General features: G+C 71.5%; 18 protein-coding genes. 11 read left to right on the top strand and 7 right to left on the bottom strand.

What is annotated here, in order from left to right; all coding sequences use genetic code 11:
• Position 1 precedes the first annotated feature (1 nt).
• The 3 genes from rhaI to ABGB18_RS15755 all read right to left on the bottom strand — a co-directional run bounded on the left by rhaI (position 2) and on the right by ABGB18_RS15755 (position 3,548).
• The gene (rhaI, locus tag ABGB18_RS15765; protein WP_347696221.1) at positions 2-1,159 is read right to left on the bottom strand and encodes an L-rhamnose isomerase; all 1,158 of its coding nucleotides are present in this window, start codon (positions 1,157-1,159) and stop codon (positions 2-4) included.
• 10 nt (positions 1,160-1,169) lie between these two features.
• Complete coding sequence (locus ABGB18_RS15760) at positions 1,170-1,487, bottom strand: L-rhamnose mutarotase (RefSeq protein WP_347696220.1); 318 nt, start codon at positions 1,485-1,487, stop codon at positions 1,170-1,172.
• A gap of 120 nt (positions 1,488-1,607) precedes the next feature.
• Entirely contained in the window at positions 1,608-3,548 is a 1,941-nt protein-coding gene (locus ABGB18_RS15755) for a beta-galactosidase (RefSeq protein ID WP_347696219.1), read from the bottom strand.
• A gap of 177 nt (positions 3,549-3,725) precedes the next feature.
• On the opposite strand from ABGB18_RS15755, the gene ABGB18_RS15750 reads away from it, so the two are divergent.
• From ABGB18_RS15750 to ABGB18_RS15720, 7 genes are all read left to right on the top strand, one after another.
• Positions 3,726-4,727, top strand: a complete 1,002-nt coding sequence (locus ABGB18_RS15750; protein ID WP_347696218.1) for a substrate-binding domain-containing protein — start codon at positions 3,726-3,728, stop codon at positions 4,725-4,727.
• Complete coding sequence (locus tag ABGB18_RS15745; RefSeq protein ID WP_347696217.1) at positions 4,724-6,136, top strand: rhamnulokinase family protein; 1,413 nt, start codon at positions 4,724-4,726, stop codon at positions 6,134-6,136. The genes ABGB18_RS15750 and ABGB18_RS15745 overlap by 4 nt, the downstream gene beginning before the upstream one ends.
• A gap of 78 nt (positions 6,137-6,214) precedes the next feature.
• Entirely contained in the window at positions 6,215-9,442 is a 3,228-nt protein-coding gene (gene fdh / locus ABGB18_RS15740; protein WP_347696216.1) for a formate dehydrogenase, read from the top strand.
• A 3-nt stretch (positions 9,443-9,445) separates the two neighbouring features.
• A complete protein-coding gene (locus tag ABGB18_RS15735; protein ID WP_347696215.1) occupies positions 9,446-10,285 on the top strand; it encodes a 4Fe-4S dicluster domain-containing protein in 840 nt (279 codons plus the stop codon).
• Positions 10,282-11,283 carry an NrfD/PsrC family molybdoenzyme membrane anchor subunit gene (nrfD, locus tag ABGB18_RS15730; protein ID WP_347696214.1) on the top strand — a complete coding sequence of 334 codons (1,002 nt, stop codon included), beginning with the start codon at positions 10,282-10,284 and terminating at the stop codon, positions 11,281-11,283. Before ABGB18_RS15735 ends, nrfD begins: the two co-directional genes overlap by 4 nt.
• Positions 11,280-11,471, top strand: coding sequence for a hypothetical protein (locus tag ABGB18_RS15725; RefSeq protein WP_347696213.1), 192 nt, complete (start codon positions 11,280-11,282; stop codon positions 11,469-11,471). Before nrfD ends, ABGB18_RS15725 begins: the two co-directional genes overlap by 4 nt.
• A 42-nt stretch (positions 11,472-11,513) precedes the next feature.
• A complete protein-coding gene (locus tag ABGB18_RS15720) occupies positions 11,514-12,050 on the top strand; it encodes an NUDIX hydrolase family protein (protein ID WP_347696212.1) in 537 nt (178 codons plus the stop codon).
• Positions 12,051-12,081: 31 nt separating this feature from the next.
• Here ABGB18_RS15720 and ABGB18_RS15715 read toward each other — a convergent pair whose 3' ends face one another.
• The 4 genes from ABGB18_RS15715 to ABGB18_RS15700 form a co-directional block, all read right to left on the bottom strand.
• Positions 12,082-13,713: an arylsulfatase gene (locus ABGB18_RS15715; protein WP_347696211.1), complete on the bottom strand. Its 1,632-nt coding sequence runs from the start codon at positions 13,711-13,713 to the stop codon at positions 12,082-12,084.
• 74 nt (positions 13,714-13,787) lie between these two features.
• Positions 13,788-14,684 carry a sulfotransferase gene (locus tag ABGB18_RS15710; protein ID WP_347696210.1) on the bottom strand — a complete coding sequence of 299 codons (897 nt, stop codon included), beginning with the start codon at positions 14,682-14,684 and terminating at the stop codon, positions 13,788-13,790.
• Positions 14,685-14,756: 72 nt separating this feature from the next.
• Complete coding sequence (locus ABGB18_RS15705) at positions 14,757-15,137, bottom strand: SIS domain-containing protein (RefSeq protein ID WP_347696245.1); 381 nt, start codon at positions 15,135-15,137, stop codon at positions 14,757-14,759.
• Between the two features lie 141 nt (positions 15,138-15,278).
• Positions 15,279-16,292 carry a transposase gene (locus tag ABGB18_RS15700; RefSeq protein ID WP_347696209.1) on the bottom strand — a complete coding sequence of 338 codons (1,014 nt, stop codon included), beginning with the start codon at positions 16,290-16,292 and terminating at the stop codon, positions 15,279-15,281.
• Positions 16,293-16,315: 23 nt separating this feature from the next.
• On the opposite strand from ABGB18_RS15700, the gene tnpA reads away from it, so the two are divergent.
• The 4 genes from tnpA to ABGB18_RS15680 all read left to right on the top strand — a co-directional run bounded on the left by tnpA (position 16,316) and on the right by ABGB18_RS15680 (position 20,304).
• Complete coding sequence (tnpA, locus tag ABGB18_RS15695) at positions 16,316-16,744, top strand: IS200/IS605 family transposase (protein WP_347696208.1); 429 nt, start codon at positions 16,316-16,318, stop codon at positions 16,742-16,744.
• A gap of 235 nt (positions 16,745-16,979) precedes the next feature.
• Positions 16,980-18,509, top strand: a complete 1,530-nt coding sequence (locus ABGB18_RS15690; RefSeq protein WP_347696207.1) for an ABC transporter substrate-binding protein — start codon at positions 16,980-16,982, stop codon at positions 18,507-18,509.
• Positions 18,509-19,477 (top strand): ABC transporter permease, encoded by a 969-nt coding sequence (locus ABGB18_RS15685; protein WP_347696206.1) that lies wholly within the window; start codon positions 18,509-18,511, stop codon positions 19,475-19,477. The genes ABGB18_RS15690 and ABGB18_RS15685 overlap by 1 nt, the downstream gene beginning before the upstream one ends.
• A complete protein-coding gene (locus ABGB18_RS15680; protein WP_347696205.1) occupies positions 19,474-20,304 on the top strand; it encodes an ABC transporter permease in 831 nt (276 codons plus the stop codon). The genes ABGB18_RS15685 and ABGB18_RS15680 overlap by 4 nt, the downstream gene beginning before the upstream one ends.
• The last annotated feature ends 11 nt before the right edge of the window (positions 20,305-20,315 follow it).

The raw sequence follows: 20,315 nt of genomic DNA, 5'->3' as shown, positions 1-20,315 counted from the left end.
TCTAGGCTCCCCAGCCGGCCTGTGCGCCGCCGACGCGCTCGGCGGCGATCTTCTCGAAATATCCTGACTTGGCGTACGCGGCCATCGGGTCGGGCGCCAGCCCCGACTCCTCCCGCAGCTCCGCCAGCAGCGGCCGCACGTCGGTGTTGTAGGCGTCCATGAACACCCCGTTCGCGCCCAGCACGTCACCCTCGGCCTGCGCGGCGGCCAGCGCCTCCCGGTCCACCAGCAGGGCCTTGGCCGTGGCCTCCTGGACGTTCATCACCGAACGGATCTGGCCCGGGATCTTCGGCTCGATGTTGTGGCACTGGTCCAGCATGAACGCCACCCCGGTCGCCGGGTCCAGCCCGCCGCCGCGTACCACCTCGAACATGATCCGGAACAGCTGGAACGGATCCGCCGCCCCCACCATCAGGTCGTCGTCGGCGTAGAAGCGCGAGTTGAAGTCGAACCCGCCCAGCTTCCCCTCGCGCAGCAGGAACGCCACGATGAACTCGATGTTGGTGCCCGGCGCGTGATGCCCGGTGTCCACCACCACCTGCGCCTTCGGGCCGAGCTTGACGCAGTGCGCGTAGGCGGTCCCCCAGTCCGGCACGTCGGTGGCGTAGAAGGCGGGCTCGAACAGCTTGTACTCCAGCAGGAACCGCTGCCCCTCGCCCAGCCGGTCGTAGACCTCCGCGAGGGACTCGGCCAGGCGGTCCTGGCGGGCCCTGATGTCGTCCTGGCCCGGGTAGTTGATGCCGTCGGAGAACCACAGCTTGAGCGTGCCGGAGCCGGTGGCGTCCATGATGTCCACGCATTCCAGCAGGTGGTCGGTGGCCTTGCGGCGCACCCGCGCGGACGGGTGGGTCACGCTGCCCAGCATGTAGTCGTCGTCCTGGAACACGTTGGAGTTGATCGCCCCGATGCCCACCCCCAGCTCGCGGGCGTGCCGGGCCAGGTCGGCGTAGTCGTCCACCTTGTCCCACGGGATGTGCAGCGCCACCGTGGGCGCCACCCCGGTGTGGGCGTGCACCTGCGCGGCGTCGGCCAGCTTCTCGTACGGGTCGCGCGGCACCCCCCGCTGCGCGAACACCTTGAACCGGGTGCCGCTGTTGCCGTACGCCCACGAGGGCGTCTCGATGTGCTGCGCCCGCAGCACGGCCTTGATGTCAGTCATTACTCCCCGATCAATCCAAGTGGAACACTTCGTCCAGCGCGCGCATGCCCTCGTCGGGGCGCCCGTCGAGATCCTCGAAGAACGGCGCCATCTCCGCCTGCCAGCGGGCGTTGACCTCGGTCCCGGCCATGGCCTTCTTGGCCGCCTCGAAGTCGTCGGTCTCCAGGTAGCCCACGAGCAGGCCGTCGTCTCTGAGGAAGAGCGAGTAGTTGTGCCAGCCGGCGCGCGTGAGCGCCTCGCGCATCTCCGGCCAGACCTCCCGGTGGCGTTCGCGGTACTCCGCCAGCCGCTCTGGGCGGACTTTCAGCAGGAAGCAGACGCGTTGCACTGGCACCCCTTTCAAAACGTTTTAATCCTCCGCCTGGAAACTACGATTCCTGGTGCTCGCTGTCAATGCGCCGGTCGCCCTCGCTGCCGCGCCTCCGCCGCGCCGACGTGGTGACACGTTTTAATGGATCCGCCCGATCGGGACGATCCGCGCGTCGCCGGCCGGGACGGCGACGGTCGCGCCACCGGGCAGGGTCACCACGGCGTCCTGCGCCGTGTGGTTGATCGCGAACAGGAACGAGCGGCCGTCGGCGTGCGAGCGGCGCACGACCTCGACCCCGGGCGCGGTCCGGGCGACGGGCTCGACGCCCGCCTCGGCGCACACCGTGGCCAGGACCTCGGCCAGGGCCGCCGCGTCGAGCCGGGTGGTCAGGTAGTGCGCGGCTCCCCCGCCCCACTCGTTGCGGGTCCAGGCGGGCTCGCCCGTGGCGTACGTGTCCAGGACCTTCGCGCCGGTCGAGCGCGCCGCCTCGCTCCAGACGCCGGCCGTCGCCCCGGAGGCCAGCCGGATCGGCCCGGCCAGCGGGAAGAACTCCTCGACGCTCACCCCGAGCAGGTCCCGCCAGGCTCCGGGATAGCCGCCCAGCCGCACCCGGTCGTGCTCGTCCACGATCCCGCTGTACGGCCCGACGAGCGCGACCCCGCCCCGCCGTACGAACTCGGTCAGGTTGGCCGCCCCCGCGTCGCTCACCAGGTAGAGCTGGGGCACCAGCACCAGCCGATACCCGGTCAGGTCGCCCTCCGGGTGGGCCACGTCGCAGGTGATCCCGGCCCGCCAGAGCGCGGCGTGCCAGCGCTTGGCCTCCTCCACCGGGTCCAGCTCGGAGGTGGGCTGGGCGGGGTGGTCCTGGGCCCACACGCTGGAGTGGTCGAGCAGGACGGCCACGTCGGCCGTGACCGTGCTGCCCGCCACGCCGGCCAGCCCGGCCAGCTCGGCCCCGAGCGCCACGACCTCGCGCCAGATCTTGGTGTCCACCCCGGCGTGCGGCAGCATCGCCGAGTGCCACTTCTCGGCGCCCGCCCGCGAGGCCCGCCACTGGAAGAACATGATCCCGTCCGCGCCCCTGGCCAGGTGGGCCAGGGAGTTGCGGCGCAGCTCCCCGGGGGCCTTGGCGAGGTTGCGCGGCTGCCAGTTGACCGCGCTGGTGGAGTGCTCCATCAGCAGCCAGGGACGGCCGCCGTTCAGCGAGCGCGCGTAGTCGGCGGCGAAGGCCAGGTCGACGTGGGGCTCGGCGCGGGCGCCGAGCAGGTAGTGGTCGGTCGAGACCACGTCCGTCTCGGCGGCGAAGGCCCAGCAGTCCATGTCCCAGTGCGCGCCCGCCATCAGGTTGGTGGTCGCGGGCACGTCCGGGGTGAGCCCCTTGAGCAGGTCACGCTCGGCGACGTAGAGCTCGACCAGCGCGTCCGAGCTGAACCGGCGGTAGTCGAGCTGCTGGCCGGGGTTGGTGAAGCTGGGGGTGGCGCGGGGCGGCAGGATCTGCGCCCAGGCGCTGTAGTGCTGGGACCAGAAGGCGGTGCCCCAGGCGTCGTTGAGCGCGTCGAGCGAGGGGTAGTGCGAGCGGAGCCAGGCGCGGAAGGCCGCCGCCGAGGTGTCGCAGTAGCAGCGGGCGTTGTGGCAGCCGTACTCGTTGTGCACGTGCCACATGGCCAGCGCGGGGTGGTCGCGGTAGCGGGCGGCCACCTGCTCGGTGATGCGCAGCGCCTTCTCTCGGTAGATCGGCGAGCTGGGGCAGAAGCCCTGCCTGCTGCCGTGCTGCAGGCGCCGCCCGTCGGCGTCCACCGGCAGCGCCTCGGGGTAGGCGTCGCCGAACCAGGGCGGGGGTGCGGCGGTCGGGGTGGCCAGGTTGGCCCGGATCCCGTTCGCGGCCAGCAGGTCCAGCACGCGGTCGAACCAGCCGAACTCGAACACGCCCTCGACCGGCTCCAGCAGCGACCAGGAGAAGATGCCGACGCTGACCCTGTTGACGCCGGCCCCGCGCATCAGCGCGACGTCCTCGGCCCAGGTCTCCTCGGGCCACTGCTCGGGGTTCCAGTCCGCGCCGTAGGCGATCACATCGGGCATGAAGCCTGCCTTTCTGAATGACGGGTGGGGCGCTCACCGCTCGCGCACGGGGGATTAAAACGTTCCGCTAACGGGGCGCGCAAGAGCCGGTCGACGTGTGCTCGCACAGCCGGGATTCCGGCCGCCACCGGTAGCGCGACTGGCGTACTGTTCGTTAGTACGTTTTAATTGGGCTCCATGGCCATGGTCAGCATCAAGGACGTCGCCGCGCACGCGGGCGTGTCCCCGGGCACGGTATCCAACGTACTGAACCGGCCCGGCAAAGTCGCCCCCGCCACCCGGGAGCGGGTGGAGGCGGCGATCAACGAGCTGGGGTTCGTGCGCCACGGCTCGGCCTCGACGCTGCGCGCCGGGCACAGCAGGACGATCGGCCTGAGCGTGATCGACATCGGCAACCCGTTCTTCACCGAGGTCGCCGCCGGGGTCGAGGACGTGGCCAGCGAGCTGGGCTACGCGGTGATCCTGGGCAACTCGGCGGGCTCGCAGGACAAGGAGGACCGCAACCTGCGGGTGCTGGCCGAGCACCGGGTGCGCGGCGTGCTGATCACCCCCTCCGGCGAGGACACGGCCAGGCTGGACCGGCTGCGCGAGCACGGCATCAGCGTGGTGCTGGTCGACCATCCGGCACATCGGCCCGACCAGTGCGCGGTGGCCGTGGACGACGTCGCGGGCGGCCGCGCGGCGGTGGCGCACCTGCTGGCCAGGGGCGCGCGCAGCGTCGCCTACGTGACGGGCCCGCTGTCGATCAGGCAGTGCGTGGAGCGCCGGCAGGGCGCGGAGGACGCCATGCGGGCCGCCGGGCTCGATCCCGGGGAGCTGAAGGTGGCCGAGGCGACCACGATGACGGCCCGCGCGGGCGAGAAGGCGGGCGGCGACCTGATCGCGGGCGGCCTGCCCGAGGCCGTGTTCTGCGCCAACGACCTGCTCGCCCTGGGCGTGCTGCGGGCGCTGCTGCGGGCCGGGGTGCGGGTCCCCGAGGACGTGGCGCTGATGGGCTACGACGACATCGACTTCGCCGCCGCCTCCACCATCTCGCTGAGCTCGATGCGCCAGCCCACCTACCAGCTCGGCCGCATCGCCACGGAGTTGCTACTGGACGAGTGCGACAATCCGGAGACGCACGCCCACCAGCACATCATGTTCCAGCCCGAGCTCGTCGCCAGGGAGTCCACGCAATGAGCCGCCGCTTCGCCGCCGTCGACCTCGGCGCCTCCAGTGGCCGGGTGATGCTGGCCGACCTGTCCGACGGGCTGCGGCTGACCGAGGCGCACCGCTTCCCCAACGGCCCGGTACGCGTCGCCGGCCGCCTCCACTGGGACATCCTGGGCCTCTACCGGGAGATCCTGACCGGCCTGCGGCAGGCCGGACCGGTCTCCTCCATCGGCGTGGACTCGTGGGCGGTGGACTACGGGCTGCTCGACGAGTCGGGCGCGCTGCTGGGCAACCCGGTGCACTACCGCGACGACCGGACGCGCGGGGTGGCCGAGCAGGTGGCCGAGACCGTGGGCGCGGCCGCTCTGTACGAGGTGTCCGGGTTGCAGGTGCTGCCGTTCAACACGATCTACCAGTTGCTGGCCGACCGGCTCGACCAGGCGGCGACGATGCTGCTGATCCCCGACCTGATCGGCTACTGGCTCACCGGCGAGGCCGGCGCGGAGGTGACCAACGCCTCGACCACGGGGCTGCTCGACGTGCGCACCAGGTCCTGGGCGTCACCGCTGATCAAGCAGCTCGGCCTGCCCGCGCGTCTGTTCCCCGAGCTGCGGCAACCCGGCGACGCGGTGGGCGGGCTGCGGCGGGACGTGGCGGCGGAGATCGGCTGGTCGGCGCCCGTCCGGGCGGTGGCCTCGCACGACACCGCCTCGGCCGTGGCCGCGATACCGGCGGCCGGAGAGGCGTTCGCCTACATCTCGTGCGGCACCTGGTCGCTGGCCGGGGTGGAGCTGCCCGGCCCGGTCGTGACGCCGGAGAGCCGCGCCGCGAACTTCACCAACGAGGCCGGCATCGACGGCACCGTCCGCTACCTGCGCAACGTGATGGGCCTGTGGCTGCTGCAGGAGTGCCAGCGCGCCTGGCCGGGCTCCGACCTGGGCGAGCTATTGGCGGCCGCGGCGGCCGAGCCGGCGTTCGCGGCCGTGGTCAACCCGGACGAGCCGCTGTTCCTGCCGCCGGGCGACATGCCGGCCAGGATCGCGGCCGAGTGCCGCCGCACGGGGCAGCGCCCGCCGGAGTCCCCGGCCGCCTACGTGCGCTGCGCCCTGGAGAGCCTGGCGCTCGGCCACCGGCTGGCGGTGCGCCAGGCGATGGAGCTGTCGGGCCGCGAGGTGGAGGCCGTGCACCTGGTGGGCGGCGGGTCGCGCAACGAGCTGCTGTGCCGGTTCACCGCCGACGCCTGCGGCCTGCCGGTGGTGGCGGGGCCGGCCGAGGCGACCACATTCGGCAACGTGCTCGTGCAGGCGCGGGCGGCGGGGCTGGTCTCCGGGCTGGAGGAGATGCGCGCGCTGGTGGCCTCCTCGCAACCGCTGCGCCGCTACGAGCCGTCGGGCGACGAGCGTGCTTGGGAGGAGGCCGCAGCCCGCCTTTTCTGACCCCTTCTGACCTGCGCTTTCCTGTTTCTCCCCGTGCCACGCGGGGCAGGAAGGCGACCAGGGGTATCGGGGGGCGTCATGGATTTCGGATGGCCGCTGCTGCGGCAGCTTGCGGGCAAGGATCGGACGGGGCGGGCGGCCGCGGTGAAGTCGGCAAGGACCGGGGCGTTGACCGCCCGTACGGCCACGGCCGACCGCGTCGTCAAGTCGGTGTGCCCGTACTGCGCGGTGGGCTGCGGCCAGAACGTCTACGTACGCGACGAGCGCGTCATCCAGATCGAGGGCGACCCCGACTCCCCCATCAGCAGGGGACGGCTGTGCCCGAAGGGCGCGGCCACCCTGCAGCTCACCACCGACTCGGGCCGGCAGCGCAAGGCGCTCCACCGGCCGCCGGGCGCCGCCGACTGGCAGGAGATCGACCTGGCCACCGCCATGGACATGGTGGCCGACCGGATCATCGCGACCAGACGCGAGACCTGGCAGTGGGAGCACGACGGCAGGCGCGTGGCCAGGACCCTCGGCATCGCCAGCCTCGGCGGCGCCACGCTGGACAACGAGGAGAACTACCTCATCAAGAAGCTGCTGACGGCGCTGGGCGTGGTGCAGATCGAGAACCAGGCCCGCGTCTGCCACAGCTCGACCGTGGTGGGCCTCGGCACGTCGTTCGGCCGCGGCGGGGCCACCACGTTCATGCAGGACCTGCAGCACTCCGACTGCGTGATCATCCAGGGCTCGAACTTCGCCGAGGCGCACCCGGTGGGCTTCCAGTGGGTGATGGAGGCCAAGGCGCGCGGCGCGGTGATCATCCACGTGGATCCGCGCTACACCCGTACGAGCGCGCTGGCCGACCTGCACGTGCCCATCCGGGCCGGCTCCGACGTGGCCTTCCTCGGCGCGATCATCAACCACGTACTGGAGAACGACCTGTACTTCCACGAGTACGTGGTCGCCTACACCAACGCGGCCACCATCCTGCGCGAGGACTACCGCGACGCCGAGGACGGGGACGGCCTCTTCTCCGGCTTCGACCCCGAGAGCCGGACCTACGACGGGGACACCTGGCAGTACGAGGGCATGGAGGTGACCGCGGCCAGCGGCGAGCGCGACGCGGACTTCGAGCGGCGGGCGAGCCGGGTGCCGCCGGGCCGCAGCGAGATGTCCGGCGCCGCCGGCGTCCCGATGGACGGCACGCCCGAGCGGGACGAGACGCTGCGCCACCCGCGCTGCGTCATGCAGGTGCTGCGCCGCCACTTCGCCCGCTACACGCCGGAGATGACCGAGCGGGTGTGCGGGGTGCCGCGGGAGCTGTTCGACCAGGTGTGCCGGCATCTGACGGAGAACTCGGGGCCGGACAAGACCGCCGAGTTCGTCTACGCGGTGGGCTGGACGCAGCACAGCGACGGCTCGCAGTTCATCCGGACGGCGAGCATCCTGCAACTGCTGCTGGGCAACATCGGCCGGCCGGGCGGCGGCATCCAGGCGCTGCGCGGGCACGCCAGCATCCAGGGCTCCAGCGACGTGCCGACGCTGTTCAACCTGCTGCCGGGCTACATCCCGATGCCGCACGCGCACGAGCACCTGGGGCTGCGCGACTTCCTGCGGGCCGACACGGCGCACAAGGGCTACTGGGCCAACATGCCCGGCTACCTGGTGAGCCTGCTCAAGGCGTGGTGGGGCGAGGCCGCGCAGCCGGACAACGACTTCCGCTTCGGCTACCTGCCCCGGTTGACGGGGTCGCACAGCACGTACGACACGGTGCTGGCGCAGCTCGACGGCGTCTGCAAGGGCTACATCCTGCTCGGCGAGAACCCGGCGGTCGGCTCGGCCAACACCAAAATGCAGCGCCTGGGCATGGCCGAGCTCGACTGGCTGGTGGTACGCGACCTCAACCTGATCGAGAGCGCCACCTGGTGGCGGGACGGCCCGGAGATCGAGACCGGCGAGCTGAAGACGGCCGGGATCGGCACGGAGGTGTTCTTCCTCCCCGCGGCCTCGCACACCGAGAAGAGCGGCAGCTTCACCAACACCAACCGGCTGCTGCAGTGGCACCACCAGGCGGTCGAGCCGGCCGAGGACGCGCGCAGCGACCTGTGGTTCATGTACCACCTCGGGCGGATCATCCGGGAGAAGCTGGCCGGCTCGCGGGATCCGATGGACGCGCCGGTGCTCGACCTCACCTGGGACTACCCGGTGAGCGGCGAGACGGCCGAGCCCGACGCGGAGGCGGTGCTGGCCGAGATCAACGGCCGGGACGCCGAGGGCCGGCCGCTGTCGGGATACCACGAGCTCAAAGACGACGGCTCGACGACCTGCGGCTGCTGGATCTACTCCGGCGTGTACGCCGGCGGCGTCAACCAGGCGGCCCGCCGCAAGCCGCACACCGAGCAGGACTGGATCGCCGCCGAATGGGCCTGGGCGTGGCCCGCCAACCGGCGGGTGCTCTACAACCGGGCCTCGGCCAGGCCGGACGGCCGCCCCTGGAGCGAGCGCAAGAAGCTGGTGTGGTGGGACGCGGACGCGGGCCGGTGGACCGGCTTCGACGTGCCCGACTTCGAGCTCGGCAAGAGCCCCGACTACCGGCCGCCGCCCACCGCGCGGGGCGTGGAGGCGCTGTCGGGCATCGACCCGTTCATCATGCAGGCCGACGGGAAGGGCTGGCTGTTCGCGCCCGCCGGGGTGGTGGACGGGCCGCTGCCCACGCACTACGAGCCGCAGGACTCGCCGGTGGCCAACCCGCTCTACGGGCACCAGCGCAACCCGGCGCGCAAGCTCTATCCGCACGAGGCCAACCGCTATCATCCGAGCGGCTCGGAGCCGGGCGCGACGGTCTACCCGTACGTGGTGACGACCTACCGGCTGACCGAGCACTTCACGGCGGGCGGCATGAGCCGGCGCACGCCCTACCTGGCCGAGCTGCAGCCGGAGATGTTCTGCGAGGTGTCGCCGGAGCTGGCCGCCGAACGCGGGCTGGTGCACGGCGACTGGGCGACGATCATCACCGCGCGCAACGCCATCGAGGCCAGGGTGATGGTCACCGACCGGATCCCCTCCCTGCGGCTCGACGGCAGGGTGCTGCACCAGATCGGGCTGCCGTTCCACTTCGGGCCCAACGGCCTGGCCCGGGGCGACGCGGCCAACGAACTGTCGTCGATCTCGCTGGACCCCAACTCCCACATCCAGGAGGTCAAGGCCCTGTCGGCCGACATCCGGCCGGGACGGCGCCCGCGCGGCCCGGCCCTGCCCGAGCTCGTCAGGTCCTACCGGCAACGGGCCGGCGTGACCGGCGGCACCGGAACGGAGGTGTGAGTGATGGCCTTCGACCTGGACGAGAAGCTCGCCGACGGGCGCGTGGGGTTCTTCACCGACACCAGCATCTGCATCGGCTGCAAGGCGTGCGAGGTGGCCTGCAAGGAGTGGAACGCCGTCCCGGAGGACGGCCTGGCCTTCACCGGCATGTCCTACGACAACACCGTGGGCCTGGGCGCCGACACCTGGCGGCACGTCGCCTTCGTCGAGCAGCGCCGGCCGCTCGGCCACCAGGAGCCCGGGGTCGGCGACATGGACTTCCGCTGGCTGATGGCCTCCGACGTGTGCAAGCACTGCACGCGGGCCGCCTGCCTGGACGTGTGCCCGACGGGGTCGCTCTTCCGCACCGAGTTCGGCACGGTCGTGGTCCAGGAGGACGTGTGCAACGGCTGCGGCTACTGCGTGCCGGCCTGCCCGTTCGGGGTGATCGGCACGCGGGAGAGCACCGGCACGGCCGCCAAGTGCACGATGTGCTACGACCGTCTGGGCGCCGGCGAGGAGCCCGCCTGCGCCAAGACCTGCCCGACGGACTCCATCCAGTTCGGCGATCTGGCGGAGCTGCGCGAGCGCGCCGAGCGCCGCCTGGAGCAGGTGCGCGCGGCCGGGCTGGGCTCGGCCCGCCTGTACGGCCACGACAGCGGCGACGGCGTGGGCGGCACCGGCGCGTTCTTCCTGCTGCTGGACGAGCCCGAGGTGTACGGCCTGCCGCCCGACCCCGTGGTGACCACGCGGGACCTGCCGTCGATGTGGCGGCACGTCGGGCTCGCGGCGCTCGGCCTGCTGGCGGGCGTGGCGGCGACGGCATGGAGGACACGCCCCGCGGGCGGAAGGGGACGATCATGAGCCAGACCGACGTGCGGCTGGACGGCTCGGCCGGGGTGCGGACCGATCGGGAGGCGACACCCGGCTCCGCCGGACACCGGCGGGAGCGGCCCCCGGCGCCGCAGGCCGCACAAGACTCCTACTACGGGCGGCCGGTGCTGAACGAGCCGACCTGGCAGGCGGCCGACATCGCCGGCTACCTGTTCCTCGGCGGCCTGGCCGGGGCCTCCTCCACGCTGGCGGCCGCCGCCGAGCTCACCGGCAGGCCGCGGCTGGCCCGGGCGGCCAAGGTCGGCGCCCTGTGCGCGCTGGGCGGCTCGCTCTACGCGCTGATCCACGACCTGGGGCGGCCGGAGCGGTTCGGGAACATGCTGCGGGTGTTCAAGGTGACCTCGCCCATGAGCGTCGGCACCTGGATCCTCACCGCGTACGGGCCGCAGGCCGGGTGCGCGGCGGCGGCCGACGTGTCCGGGCTGTTCCCCCGGCTGGGCCGGGCCGCGACGCTCGGGGCGGGGCTGGCCGGTCCGGCCGTCGCCACCTACACCGCGGCGCTGATCTGCGACACGGCCGTGCCCACCTGGCACGAGGGGTTCCGGGAGATGCCGTTCCTGTTCGCCGGATCGGCCGTGACCGCCGCGGGCGGGCTCGGCCTGCTGGCCGCGCCGCTCACCGAGGCGGGGCCGGCGCGCCGGGCGGCGCTGCTGGGCGCGGCCGTCGAGTGCGTGGCCGCCACCCGGATGGAGCGGCGGCTGGGGCCGCTGGCCGAGCCACTCAAGCGCAGCAGGCTGCTGCGCGTGGGCGAGGCGCTGTCGCTGGTCGGCGCGCTGGCCGGGGTCACCGCCGGGTCGCGCAGCCGGATCGCGGCCGTGGCGGCGGGCGCGGCGCTGCTGGCGGGGTCGGCGTGCACCCGGTTCGGGATCTTCCGGGCCGGGATGGAGTCGGCGAACGACCCGAAGCACACGGTGCAGCCGCAGCGCAGGCGGCTGGCGAAGGCACAAGCGGAAGCTGAACTCACATGAGACGAAAAGTCCTCGAATATCTGCCCTTCATGAGCATCGTCCTCGTCATCGTCACCGCGTCCTGGCTGGCCGGCCGCGGCCTGCCCGAGTACCGCGCCCCCGGGACGCGCCGGGGCGGGCGAGTCAACGCGTGCGCGCGGCGCGGGGCCCGGGTCAGGAAGCCCCGGCGGGCCTGCTGCCCTTCATGAGGAGGGCCCGAAGGGATCACCCGGGAACGTTACGATCAGCAGATGACCGAAAAGACCGAAACCGCGCCCGGCTGGCTCGCACCGGAAGAACTGGAGTCGGTGCGCGGCCGGCTGCCGATCCTCTACATCGACGCCGTTCCGGTGCGGGTCGACGATACCGGCGTGGTCACCCACGTCGGGCTGCTGCTCCGCATCGCCGCGGACGGGACGGTCAGCCGGATGCTGGTCTCGGGCCGGGTGCTGCACCACGAACGGCTCCGCGACGCCCTGCTGCGCCATCTGGAGAAGGACCTCGGCCCGGTGGCGCTGCCGCACATCCCCCCCTCCCCGCAGCCGTTCACCGTCGCGGAGTATTTCCCCACGCACGGCGTCACCCCGTATCACGACCCGCGTCAGCACGCGGTCTCCCTGGCCTACGTCGTGCCGGTCGCCGGTGACTGCCGGCCCCGGCAGGACGCGCTGGACCTGGTGTGGTTCACCCCCGAGGAGGCGGCCTCGCCGCTGGTGCAGCAGGACATGGCCGGCGGGCAGGGGGTGCTGCTGAAGCAGGCGCTCGCCCACGTCGGCCGGCTGCCCTGAGGTCTCAGGGCCGGGGGCGCCGGCCCTGCCGTCAGGCGTCGAGGCGGCGGGAGCCGTGGGCCTTGCGGAAGGTCTGCGACCGGCCGGCCGCCAGGAAGTCGGCCCGGGCCGTGATCCGCTCCCCCGCGCGCACCGGGAAGCCGACCGCGACGGTCTCCCCCGGCTCCACCTGCGCCACGGTCTGCGACCGGGCCCGGCGGGAGCCGTCGAGGCCCAGCCGGACCTTGCGCCAGGGCACCTTCGACCCGTTGTAGAGGGTCACGACGACCTGGCCGCCGGTCAGCTTGGTGCGCAGCCCGTACGGGAGGCGCGGGTCGGGGCCGATCGACTCGTCGAGGGTGGCCATCAGCTCCGCGGCCAGGTCGGGGTGGGACGCGGCGAGGTCCTTCCGCTCGCCCGGGTCGTCGTCGAGGTCGTACAGCTCGACCCGGCCGTCCGGGCCTGCGCCGGAGATGTGCGGGGAGTACCTGACACCCTTCCAGCGGCCGCGCCTGATGGCCTGGGCCTTGTGGGGCCGGTTCCACACCAGGTGGTCGTGCTCGGGGGCGTCGCCGCCGGTGAGCGCGCGGCGGAAGGAGAGGCCGTCGAGGTTGGCCGGCACCGGCACGTCGGCCAGGTCCGCCAGGGTCGGCAGCAGGTCCCACGACGCGACCGGCTGGTTGACCACGCGCGGCTTGAGGGCGGGCGACCAGGCGACCAGCGGCACGCGGATGCCGCCCTCGTACACCTCGCGCTTGTCCCCGCGGAAGCCGCCGTTGGAGTTGAACAGCTCGGGCGTCACGCCCTTCTCCCGGTGCGGGCCGTTGTCGCTGGTGAACACCACGAGCGTGTTGTCGGCGATGCCGGCCTCGCGCAGCGTGCGCACGAGCGTGTCGACGTCGGAGTCCAGCCTGGCCACCTGGGCGGCGTGCCGGCGGTTGGCCAGGGTCCACGGTTTGTGCTGGTAGGGCCCCGCGTCGCCCGGGACCTGGCTCGGCGAGTGCGGCAGGATCGAGGAGAAGTAGAGCAGGAAGGGGTCGTCGTGATCGTCCTTGATGAACTCGATCGCCCGCTTGCGGAACAGGTCCGGCGCGTACGTCTTGCCGTCCAGCTGCACCTTGGAGCCGTTGTGCCACAGGTATTTGGGGAAATACTGGTGGGCGTGCTTGTGGGTGATGAAACCGAAGAACTCGTCGAAGCCCCGCTGGTTCGGGTGGGACACGTCGCCTGCCCGCTCGGGACCGAAGCCCCACTTGCCGATGCAGGCCGTGCGATAGCCGGACAACTGCAGTAACTCGGCGAAGGTGAGGTCGGCGCTGGTGAGCGCGTGCTGCTCGCCGCCCTCGGGGTTCTCCCGCACGGTGCCGTGGCCCGCGTGCAGGCCGGTGAGCAGCGCGCAGCGGGACGGCGCGCAGAGCGGGGCCCCCGAGTACGCGGTCGTGAACCGCACTCCCTCCGCCGCCACCCGGTCCAGGTTCGGCGTGCTGATCTGCCGCTGCCCCTGGAAACCGACCTCACCCCAGCCCAGGTCGTCCGCCAGGATGACGACGATGTTGGGCCGCGAGGGCAGCCCGGCGGCCCCCTTGGCCGTCTCCGCCTCCACTCCCTCAGCGGTCAGAGTGGGCAGGGCGAGGCCGGCCAGGGTTCCGGCGAAGAGAGTGCGACGCGTAGGCCCGTTGATCACGAAGTGCAACCTATCGGAGCCCCAGGCGAACGGCGGCCAAACGACGAGCGAACTTCGTCACAGCCTGATCGCGATTACAAGTAATCCCACTGGCGGCAGATCTCGTGCAGCTCGCCCGGGATCTCGTCGCGCGCGGGCAGCGGGCGGCCCGCCACCACCGTGCCGGCGCGGATCTTGTCCCGCCAGTCGCCGATGCCCTTGACGAAGTCGCCGTGGTCCTGCCTGCCGTAGTTCAGCATCGCCGGCTCCCACTCGATGCCCAGGAACAGGCACAGCCGGCGCAGCTCGGCCTCGGGGTCGGCGACCAGGGCCTCGTAGCGCAGGGTGTGGCCCTCCAGGCGGGTTCGGGCCTCCTCCAGATGGGTCATGTACGTCAGGGTGCGCGGCACCGCCGTCGTCATGGGCCGCTTCTCGGGGTCGGCCTCGTGCCAGGACTGCACGATGGACATCGGGTGGCGCAGCAGGAAGATGAAGCGCGCGTCCGGCCAGCACGTCGCGATGCGCCGCCAGGCGAACACGTTGCTCGGTGTCTTCTCCGCCATGATCGGCTTGCCGCTGCGGCTCAGCTCGCGGTGCAGCAGCCGGTCCCACATGAGGTGCTCGATGTCGCTGTGGGCGTGACCGAGCGCCTCCATGGCCTGCCGCAGCGGCTCGGTGCCGAGACCGACGGTCATCCGCCGGAAGTGCGTCTCGATGGGCGAATGCACCTTCGAGTGGCTGTTGAGCATGACGCGCAACAGCGTGGACCCGGACCGTACGGACGAGAGCAGGAAGACGGGCTCGCGCAGCAACCGGTCGTGGATCGGGTCGACGGGACCACGGATCGTGTCGCCGGGCAGCCGCTGCAGCTCCAGCGGCAGCTTGGGCGGCGGCTTGGGCGCGGGCTCCTGAGGCTCCTTCCGCAGCCGTCGTGTCAATGTGTATCCCGTCAGGCCCTCAAGTGTGGCGTTGGCCCGGTACCTCCAGCTCATGGCCATACAAGGTAGAGATGTCCAGTGAACCGCAGGTGAATGACACCTGTGAACCTGTTACCGACCTGCCGTTCAGGCCCTCCTGCGGACCACGCGGTCGTGCACCGCCGCGTCCCTGTCGCGCAACGCCGCCAGCGACGCGTCGTACGAGGCTTGCGCGACCCCGGTGAACAGGCAGTCCACCACCATGAGCTGCGCGATGCGGCTGCCCAGCGCGGCCGAGCGGAACCGGTTCTCGCGGGCGGCAGTGGTCAATGTCACGTCGGCGGCGGCCGCCAGCGGCGAGTCCCGGAAGTTCGTGACGGCCACGGTCGCGGCGCCCGACCTGCGGGCGATGGCCAGGAACTCGACCGTGTCCACGGTCGCCCCGGTGTGCGAGACGGCCACCGCCACGGCCGGCGCCTCCAGGTCCATCGCCCGCGCCGTGTCGGCGATGGACAGCGTCTCGTTCATGGCCACCTTGGAGACGATGCCGCCCAGGCTGTCGTGGCGGTCGATGTCGCCGGACACCTCCGGCAGGATCGAGGTGGCCAACTCGTCCCAGGTCACCGTCCTGGCCAGGTCGATCCGGAAATCCTTGTACTGGGAGGCCAGCTACTCCAGCAGGGTGACCGTGCGGCCCCATGCCTCGCCGGCGATGGCGCGGTTCAGTCCCGCCTTCTGCCTCACATTCCGGCCGGGTTGTTCGATCGTGCCCTTGGCAGAGCGGACCATGTTCGTGATCGTCAGATCCTCCACCACGACCACGCTGAAGGTGCCGGCGAGTTCGGTGGTGGTCTGGTGCTGCCAGTTGACGGCTCGGCACTTGGCTGTCGCGCGGAGCCTGGCCATCTGGTCGTAGGTGCGGGTCAGTCGATGAGAGGTCGGCTGCCCGGAGGGACGGGCGGCGCGCTGGCGGGCGGATTTCTTCTCCAGCCGGCGCAGGTGTTCACGCTCACCACCGGACAGCCAGGGGCCGTGTTCACGCACGGTCTCATCCGACAACGCCAAGGCGACGGTGATCCCCCGGTCGATCCCCACGGCCGGACCAGGATGAGCGCCCACCGGGGCGGCCATGGTCTCGGCCCGGAACACGATCTGCCAGCCGAAGGCGTCCTTGACCAGCCGGGCTCCGGTGATCCGCCCGGCCGGGCCGCCCTTGGTGACGCCGGGCAGGTCCCTGGTCCACCGGAACCGCACCCTGCCGACCTTGGGCAGGGTGACCGCACCCCACCGCCGGTTGACCCGCTTGATCTGCAGGTCGCGGGCCTGGGGCACATCGACGGCCGGCCGGGACCGGAACCGTGCCTTGAACGTCGGGCGTTGGGCGGGATGATCAGGGTTGAAGAAGTTCGCCCACGCCTGCCGGTAGGTCTTCAACACCGCCTGAGCCGCCTGGGCGGGCAGTTGGCCCATCCAGTCGATCTCACGACGAGCCGCCCGGATCGCCTCGTCGCACTCCTTCACCGTCGCGAACCGGCCCTGCCGGAAGGTGACGTACTCGTGCAGCAGGTTCCACAGCGCGCGGGCGGTGTGCGCCTGACGGTCCAGCACCGCCACCTGAGCTGCGCTCAACTCCAGGCGGGCCACATGCGCCCGGGCCTGCTTCACGGTTCCCGCCTTCGCCACACCCTGATCGTATCGTTTGGTTCATGTCACCGAGATGGAAACCGAACCCTGATGTACGCACGGGACGGCACGTCGTCCACCACCTCCACGCCCATTTGGTTTTCCTCACCAAGTATCGGCGGGGAGCTTTCACCGGCCCGATGCTGATCCGATGCGAACAGATCATGCGGGAGGTGTGCGCCGACTTCGAGGTCGAGCTTGGCGAGTTCAACGGCGCGGACGGCCACGTCCACCTGCTGGTCCACTATCCGCCCAAGGTCGCCTTGTCCAAGCTGGTCAACTCGCTGAAGGGGGTGTCGGCTCGGATGCTGCGCAAGGAGTTCGGCACCCACGTCCGCACGTATCTGCAGGCTGGTCATTTCTGGTCCGGCTCCTACTTCGCCGGGTCGGTCGGCGGGGCCCCGCCGACCGTGGTCGAGCAGTACATCGAGCAGCAGAACCGGCCGGCCTGATCCGGGGCGGGCCGGTTCGCCTGGCGGCGAATCGGCGGTTCTTGCCCTGCTACGCGAGACAGCCCGCTTCGCCACCGGCCGGAAGGCCGGAGCACTGCTGACGAAACCGGTAGAAGCGCACCAGGAGGTGGTGGAGGTCCGGCAGCGGGCGGCGAGCTGGGCGATGGAAAGGAAAATATTTACCCCAGTGGTAAGGTCTGCGTAATTTTATGACCGCCGTTCCGGAGGAGACCACATGCCCCGTGGCTGGTTCTCGGTGATCGGCGTCACCTCCGTGCTGGTGATCGCCCTCGCCGGCTGTTCCTCCTCCGGCTCCGGCACCGGCCCGAGCGCCGGCAGGACCCTCGTCGTCGGCGTGACCTCCGACCCGGACACGCTCTTCCCCTGGAAGGCCACCCAGTTCACGGCCGTGAACGTGCTGCAGAACCTGTACGGGACGCTGACCGAGTTCGACAAGGACCTCAACGTGGTGCCGGGGCTGGCCGAATCCTGGAAGGCCTCGGACGGCGGCCGGACGCTCACCCTCAAGCTGCGCCAGGGCGTCACGTTCAGCGACGGCAGCGGGTTCGACTCCGATGACGTGAAGTGGTCGCTCGACCAGATCATGAACCCGGACACGGCGGCCGTGGCGCGCGCCTCGCTGTCGTCGGTGAAGTCCGTCACGGCCCCCGACAAGTCCACCGTGGTGCTGGAGCTGACCGGCCCCGACGCCGCGCTGCCCGCCAACCTGGCCACGATCAACATGGCGATGCTGTCCACCGGCGACACCGAGGCCAAGCTGAGCACCAGGCCCAACGGCACGGGGCCGTTCACGCTGCGCAGCCGGGCGGCCAGCCAGTCGATCACCCTGGCCAGGAACGACAAGTGGTGGGGCGCGGACAAGCCGAAGGCCGGCGCGCTGGAGTTCCGCGTGATCCCCGACGAGTCGTCCATCGTGGCCGCCATGCAGTCGGGCAACGTGCAGCTCACGGTGCTCAACGACCCGCTGGTCGCGCGGACCGCGCAGGTCCCGGGGGTCACCGTGGCCAAGACGCCGCAGCTCAACTATCACGTGTTGCAGCTCAACGCCCGGCACGGCGATCTCAAGGACGTCAACGTGCGGCTGGCGATCCAGTGCGCGATCGACCGCAAGCAGGTGCTCGACACGGCCGCGCTCGGCGAGGGCGAGGTGGTCGGGCCGATCACCTCGCCGGCCTTCAAGTCCGACCCGGCCAGGCGCCCCTGCCCCGCCCGCGACCTCTCCAAGGCGGCCGAGTACCTTGGCAAGGCGGGCAAGTCGGGCGGGGTGACCCTCAAGACGATCGTCTCCCAGGGCGAGTACGCCACCTCGGTCAACGAGGCCCAGAACCTCAAGGCACAGCTCGCCGAAGCCAAGATCAACCTGGACCTGGAGGTGCTGGAGTCGGGCGCGTACGTGGACCGCTGGAACGCGGCCGACTTCGACGCCGCCGTCGCGCTGAACGGCGGGCGTCCCGACCCCGACGGCTCCTACGGCCGCTACTTCACCAGCCAGGGCAACTTCAACAAGGTCGCCGGATACAGCTCCCCCGAGCTGGACAAGCTGTTCGCCGACGGCAAGGCGACGACCGGCCAGGCCGCCCGCAAGGCGATCTACGACCAGGTGTCGGCCCGGTTGGAGGACGACGCCGTGTGGATCTGGCTGTTCTCCGGCTACACCTACACCGCCACCACGGCCGAGGTGCGGGGGTTCGTCCCGATGGCCAACGGGTCGCTGCAGTATCTGCGGGCGACGTCCGTCGGCTGATGCGCGGGATCGTAGGCAACCGCGTCGTCCGGCGCGTGGCGAGCACGCTGGGCACCCTGTTCGGGGTGGCCGTGCTGGTGTTCGTCATGCTCCGGGCGATCCCCGGCAACCAGATCACCGCTGGGCTCGGCACCGAGGCCGCCGGCCTCGCCCCCGCCCAGCTCCAGGCCCTGGAGCGCTACTACGGCCTGGACCAGCCGCTGATCACCCAGTTCTTCTCCTGGCTGGGCAACCTGTTCACCGGCAATCTCGGCTACTCGGCGCGCAACCAGCAGAGCGTGCTGGAGCTGACGCTGCACTCGCTGCCGGTGACGGCCGAGCTGGCGGTGCTCTCGATCGTGCTGGCGCTGGTCATCGGGGTTCCGCTCGGGACCCTGTCGGCCTCGCGGGCGGGCTCCCCGCGTGACGCCCTCGGCCAGCTGGTGAGCCTGGCGGGGCTGTCGATCCCGTCGTTCCTGCTGGCCACGACGTTGCTGTCGGTCTTCGCGGCGTCGTTCGGCTTCAACCCCAACGGCCGCGGCTTCGCCACGCTCGCCGAGGACCCGCTGCTCAACCTGCAGCAGATGGTGCTGCCCGCGCTCGTGCTGGGCTTCGGCATCGCGGCGCCGATCCTGCGCACCACCCGGGCGGCGGTGCTGGAGGTACGCTCGGAGGACTTCGTCCGCACCGCCCGCGCCAAGGGCGTGCCGGAGCGGCGGCTGCAGGTCAGGCACGTGCTCGGCAACGCGCTCGTGCCGATCGTGACCATGACCGGGCTGCAGTTCGGCTACCTGCTGGGCGGTGCGGTCGTGGTGGAACAGATCTTCTCCGTGCCGGGCATCGGCCGGCAGGTGCTGCTGGGCATCCAGCAGAAGGAGTACGCGGTCGTGCAGAGCACGGTGCTGGTGATCGCGCTGGCGTTCGTGCTGGTCAACCTGCTGACCGACGCGATCTACCGGCTGGTGGACCCGCGGGTGGGGGCCTCGTGACCGCGCTGGCGCGGCGCAGTCCGGCCGGGGTCGCGGGCGTCGTCGTGCTGGCGGTGCTGGCGGTCGTGGCGGTGCTGTCGTACCTGGGGCTGCTGCCCTACGATCCGGTGGCGCAGCACCCGCCCTCGCGCTTCCTCGGGCCGTCGGGGGCGCACCTGTTCGGGACCGACCAGTTCGGCCGCGACGTGTTCTCCCGGGTGGCCGCCGGGGTGGGCAACTCGGCGCTCGTCGCGGTGGTGGCGGTGGCGTTCGCGACCGTGGTGGGCACGCTGGGCGGGCTCGTGGCGGGTTTCTACCGGGGCGTCGCCGACAACGCGATCGGCGGGGTGACGAACGTGCTGTTCGCGTTCCCGCCGCTGCTGCTGGCGCTGTCGCTGGCGTCGGTGCTGGCCCGCGGCTGGTTCACGGTGGCCGTGGCCATCGCGATCGTCTACGTGCCGATCTTCATCCGGGTCACCCGCGGCCCCGTGCTGTCGCTGCGGGAGATCGAGTACGTGCGGGCGGCCGTCGCGACCGGCCAGAGCCGCTTCCAGATCATGGTCAGGCACGTGCTGCCGAACATCGCCTCCATCGTCGTCATCCAGGTCGCCCTGTCCCTGTCGTGGGCCGTGCTGACCGAGGCGTCGCTGAGCTTCCTGGGCCTGGGCACACCACCGCCCGCGCCGTCGCTCGGTTCGATGATCTTCGAGGCGCGCAGCCTGGTGTTCGTGGCCCCGTGGACGCTGATCGCGCCGGGGGCGGTGGTCGTGCTGCTCGTGGTGGGTCTGAACCTGCTCGGCGACGGCCTGCGCGACACCCTCGACCCGCGGAACCGAGGAAGACAGTGAGAGTTCTTGGC

Origin of the sequence: Nonomuraea sp. B12E4, from assembly GCF_039871825.1 — a bacterium.
Taxonomy (GTDB): domain Bacteria; phylum Actinomycetota; class Actinomycetes; order Streptosporangiales; family Streptosporangiaceae; genus Nonomuraea.
Note: the sequence above shows the minus strand (reverse complement) of the source record. Positions and strands in the feature narration are given on the sequence as shown.

Coding starts and splice junctions, on each gene's coding strand:
- rhaI (WP_347696221.1), bottom strand. CDS start 1,159: ATGACTGACATCAAGGCCGTGCTGCGGGCGCAGCACATCGAGACGCCC.
- ABGB18_RS15755 (WP_347696219.1), bottom strand. CDS start 3,548: ATGCCCGATGTGATCGCCTACGGCGCGGACTGGAACCCCGAGCAGTGG.
- ABGB18_RS15750 (WP_347696218.1), top strand. CDS start 3,726: ATGGCCATGGTCAGCATCAAGGACGTCGCCGCGCACGCGGGCGTGTCC.
- ABGB18_RS15745 (WP_347696217.1), top strand. CDS start 4,724: ATGAGCCGCCGCTTCGCCGCCGTCGACCTCGGCGCCTCCAGTGGCCGG.
- fdh (WP_347696216.1), top strand. CDS start 6,215: ATGGATTTCGGATGGCCGCTGCTGCGGCAGCTTGCGGGCAAGGATCGG.
- ABGB18_RS15735 (WP_347696215.1), top strand. CDS start 9,446: ATGGCCTTCGACCTGGACGAGAAGCTCGCCGACGGGCGCGTGGGGTTC.
- nrfD (WP_347696214.1), top strand. CDS start 10,282: ATGAGCCAGACCGACGTGCGGCTGGACGGCTCGGCCGGGGTGCGGACC.
- ABGB18_RS15725 (WP_347696213.1), top strand. CDS start 11,280: ATGAGACGAAAAGTCCTCGAATATCTGCCCTTCATGAGCATCGTCCTC.
- ABGB18_RS15720 (WP_347696212.1), top strand. CDS start 11,514: ATGACCGAAAAGACCGAAACCGCGCCCGGCTGGCTCGCACCGGAAGAA.
- ABGB18_RS15710 (WP_347696210.1), bottom strand. CDS start 14,684: ATGAGCTGGAGGTACCGGGCCAACGCCACACTTGAGGGCCTGACGGGA.
- ABGB18_RS15705 (WP_347696245.1), bottom strand. CDS start 15,137: ATGAACGAGACGCTGTCCATCGCCGACACGGCGCGGGCGATGGACCTG.
- tnpA (WP_347696208.1), top strand. CDS start 16,316: ATGTCACCGAGATGGAAACCGAACCCTGATGTACGCACGGGACGGCAC.
- ABGB18_RS15690 (WP_347696207.1), top strand. CDS start 16,980: ATGCCCCGTGGCTGGTTCTCGGTGATCGGCGTCACCTCCGTGCTGGTG.
- ABGB18_RS15685 (WP_347696206.1), top strand. CDS start 18,509: ATGCGCGGGATCGTAGGCAACCGCGTCGTCCGGCGCGTGGCGAGCACG.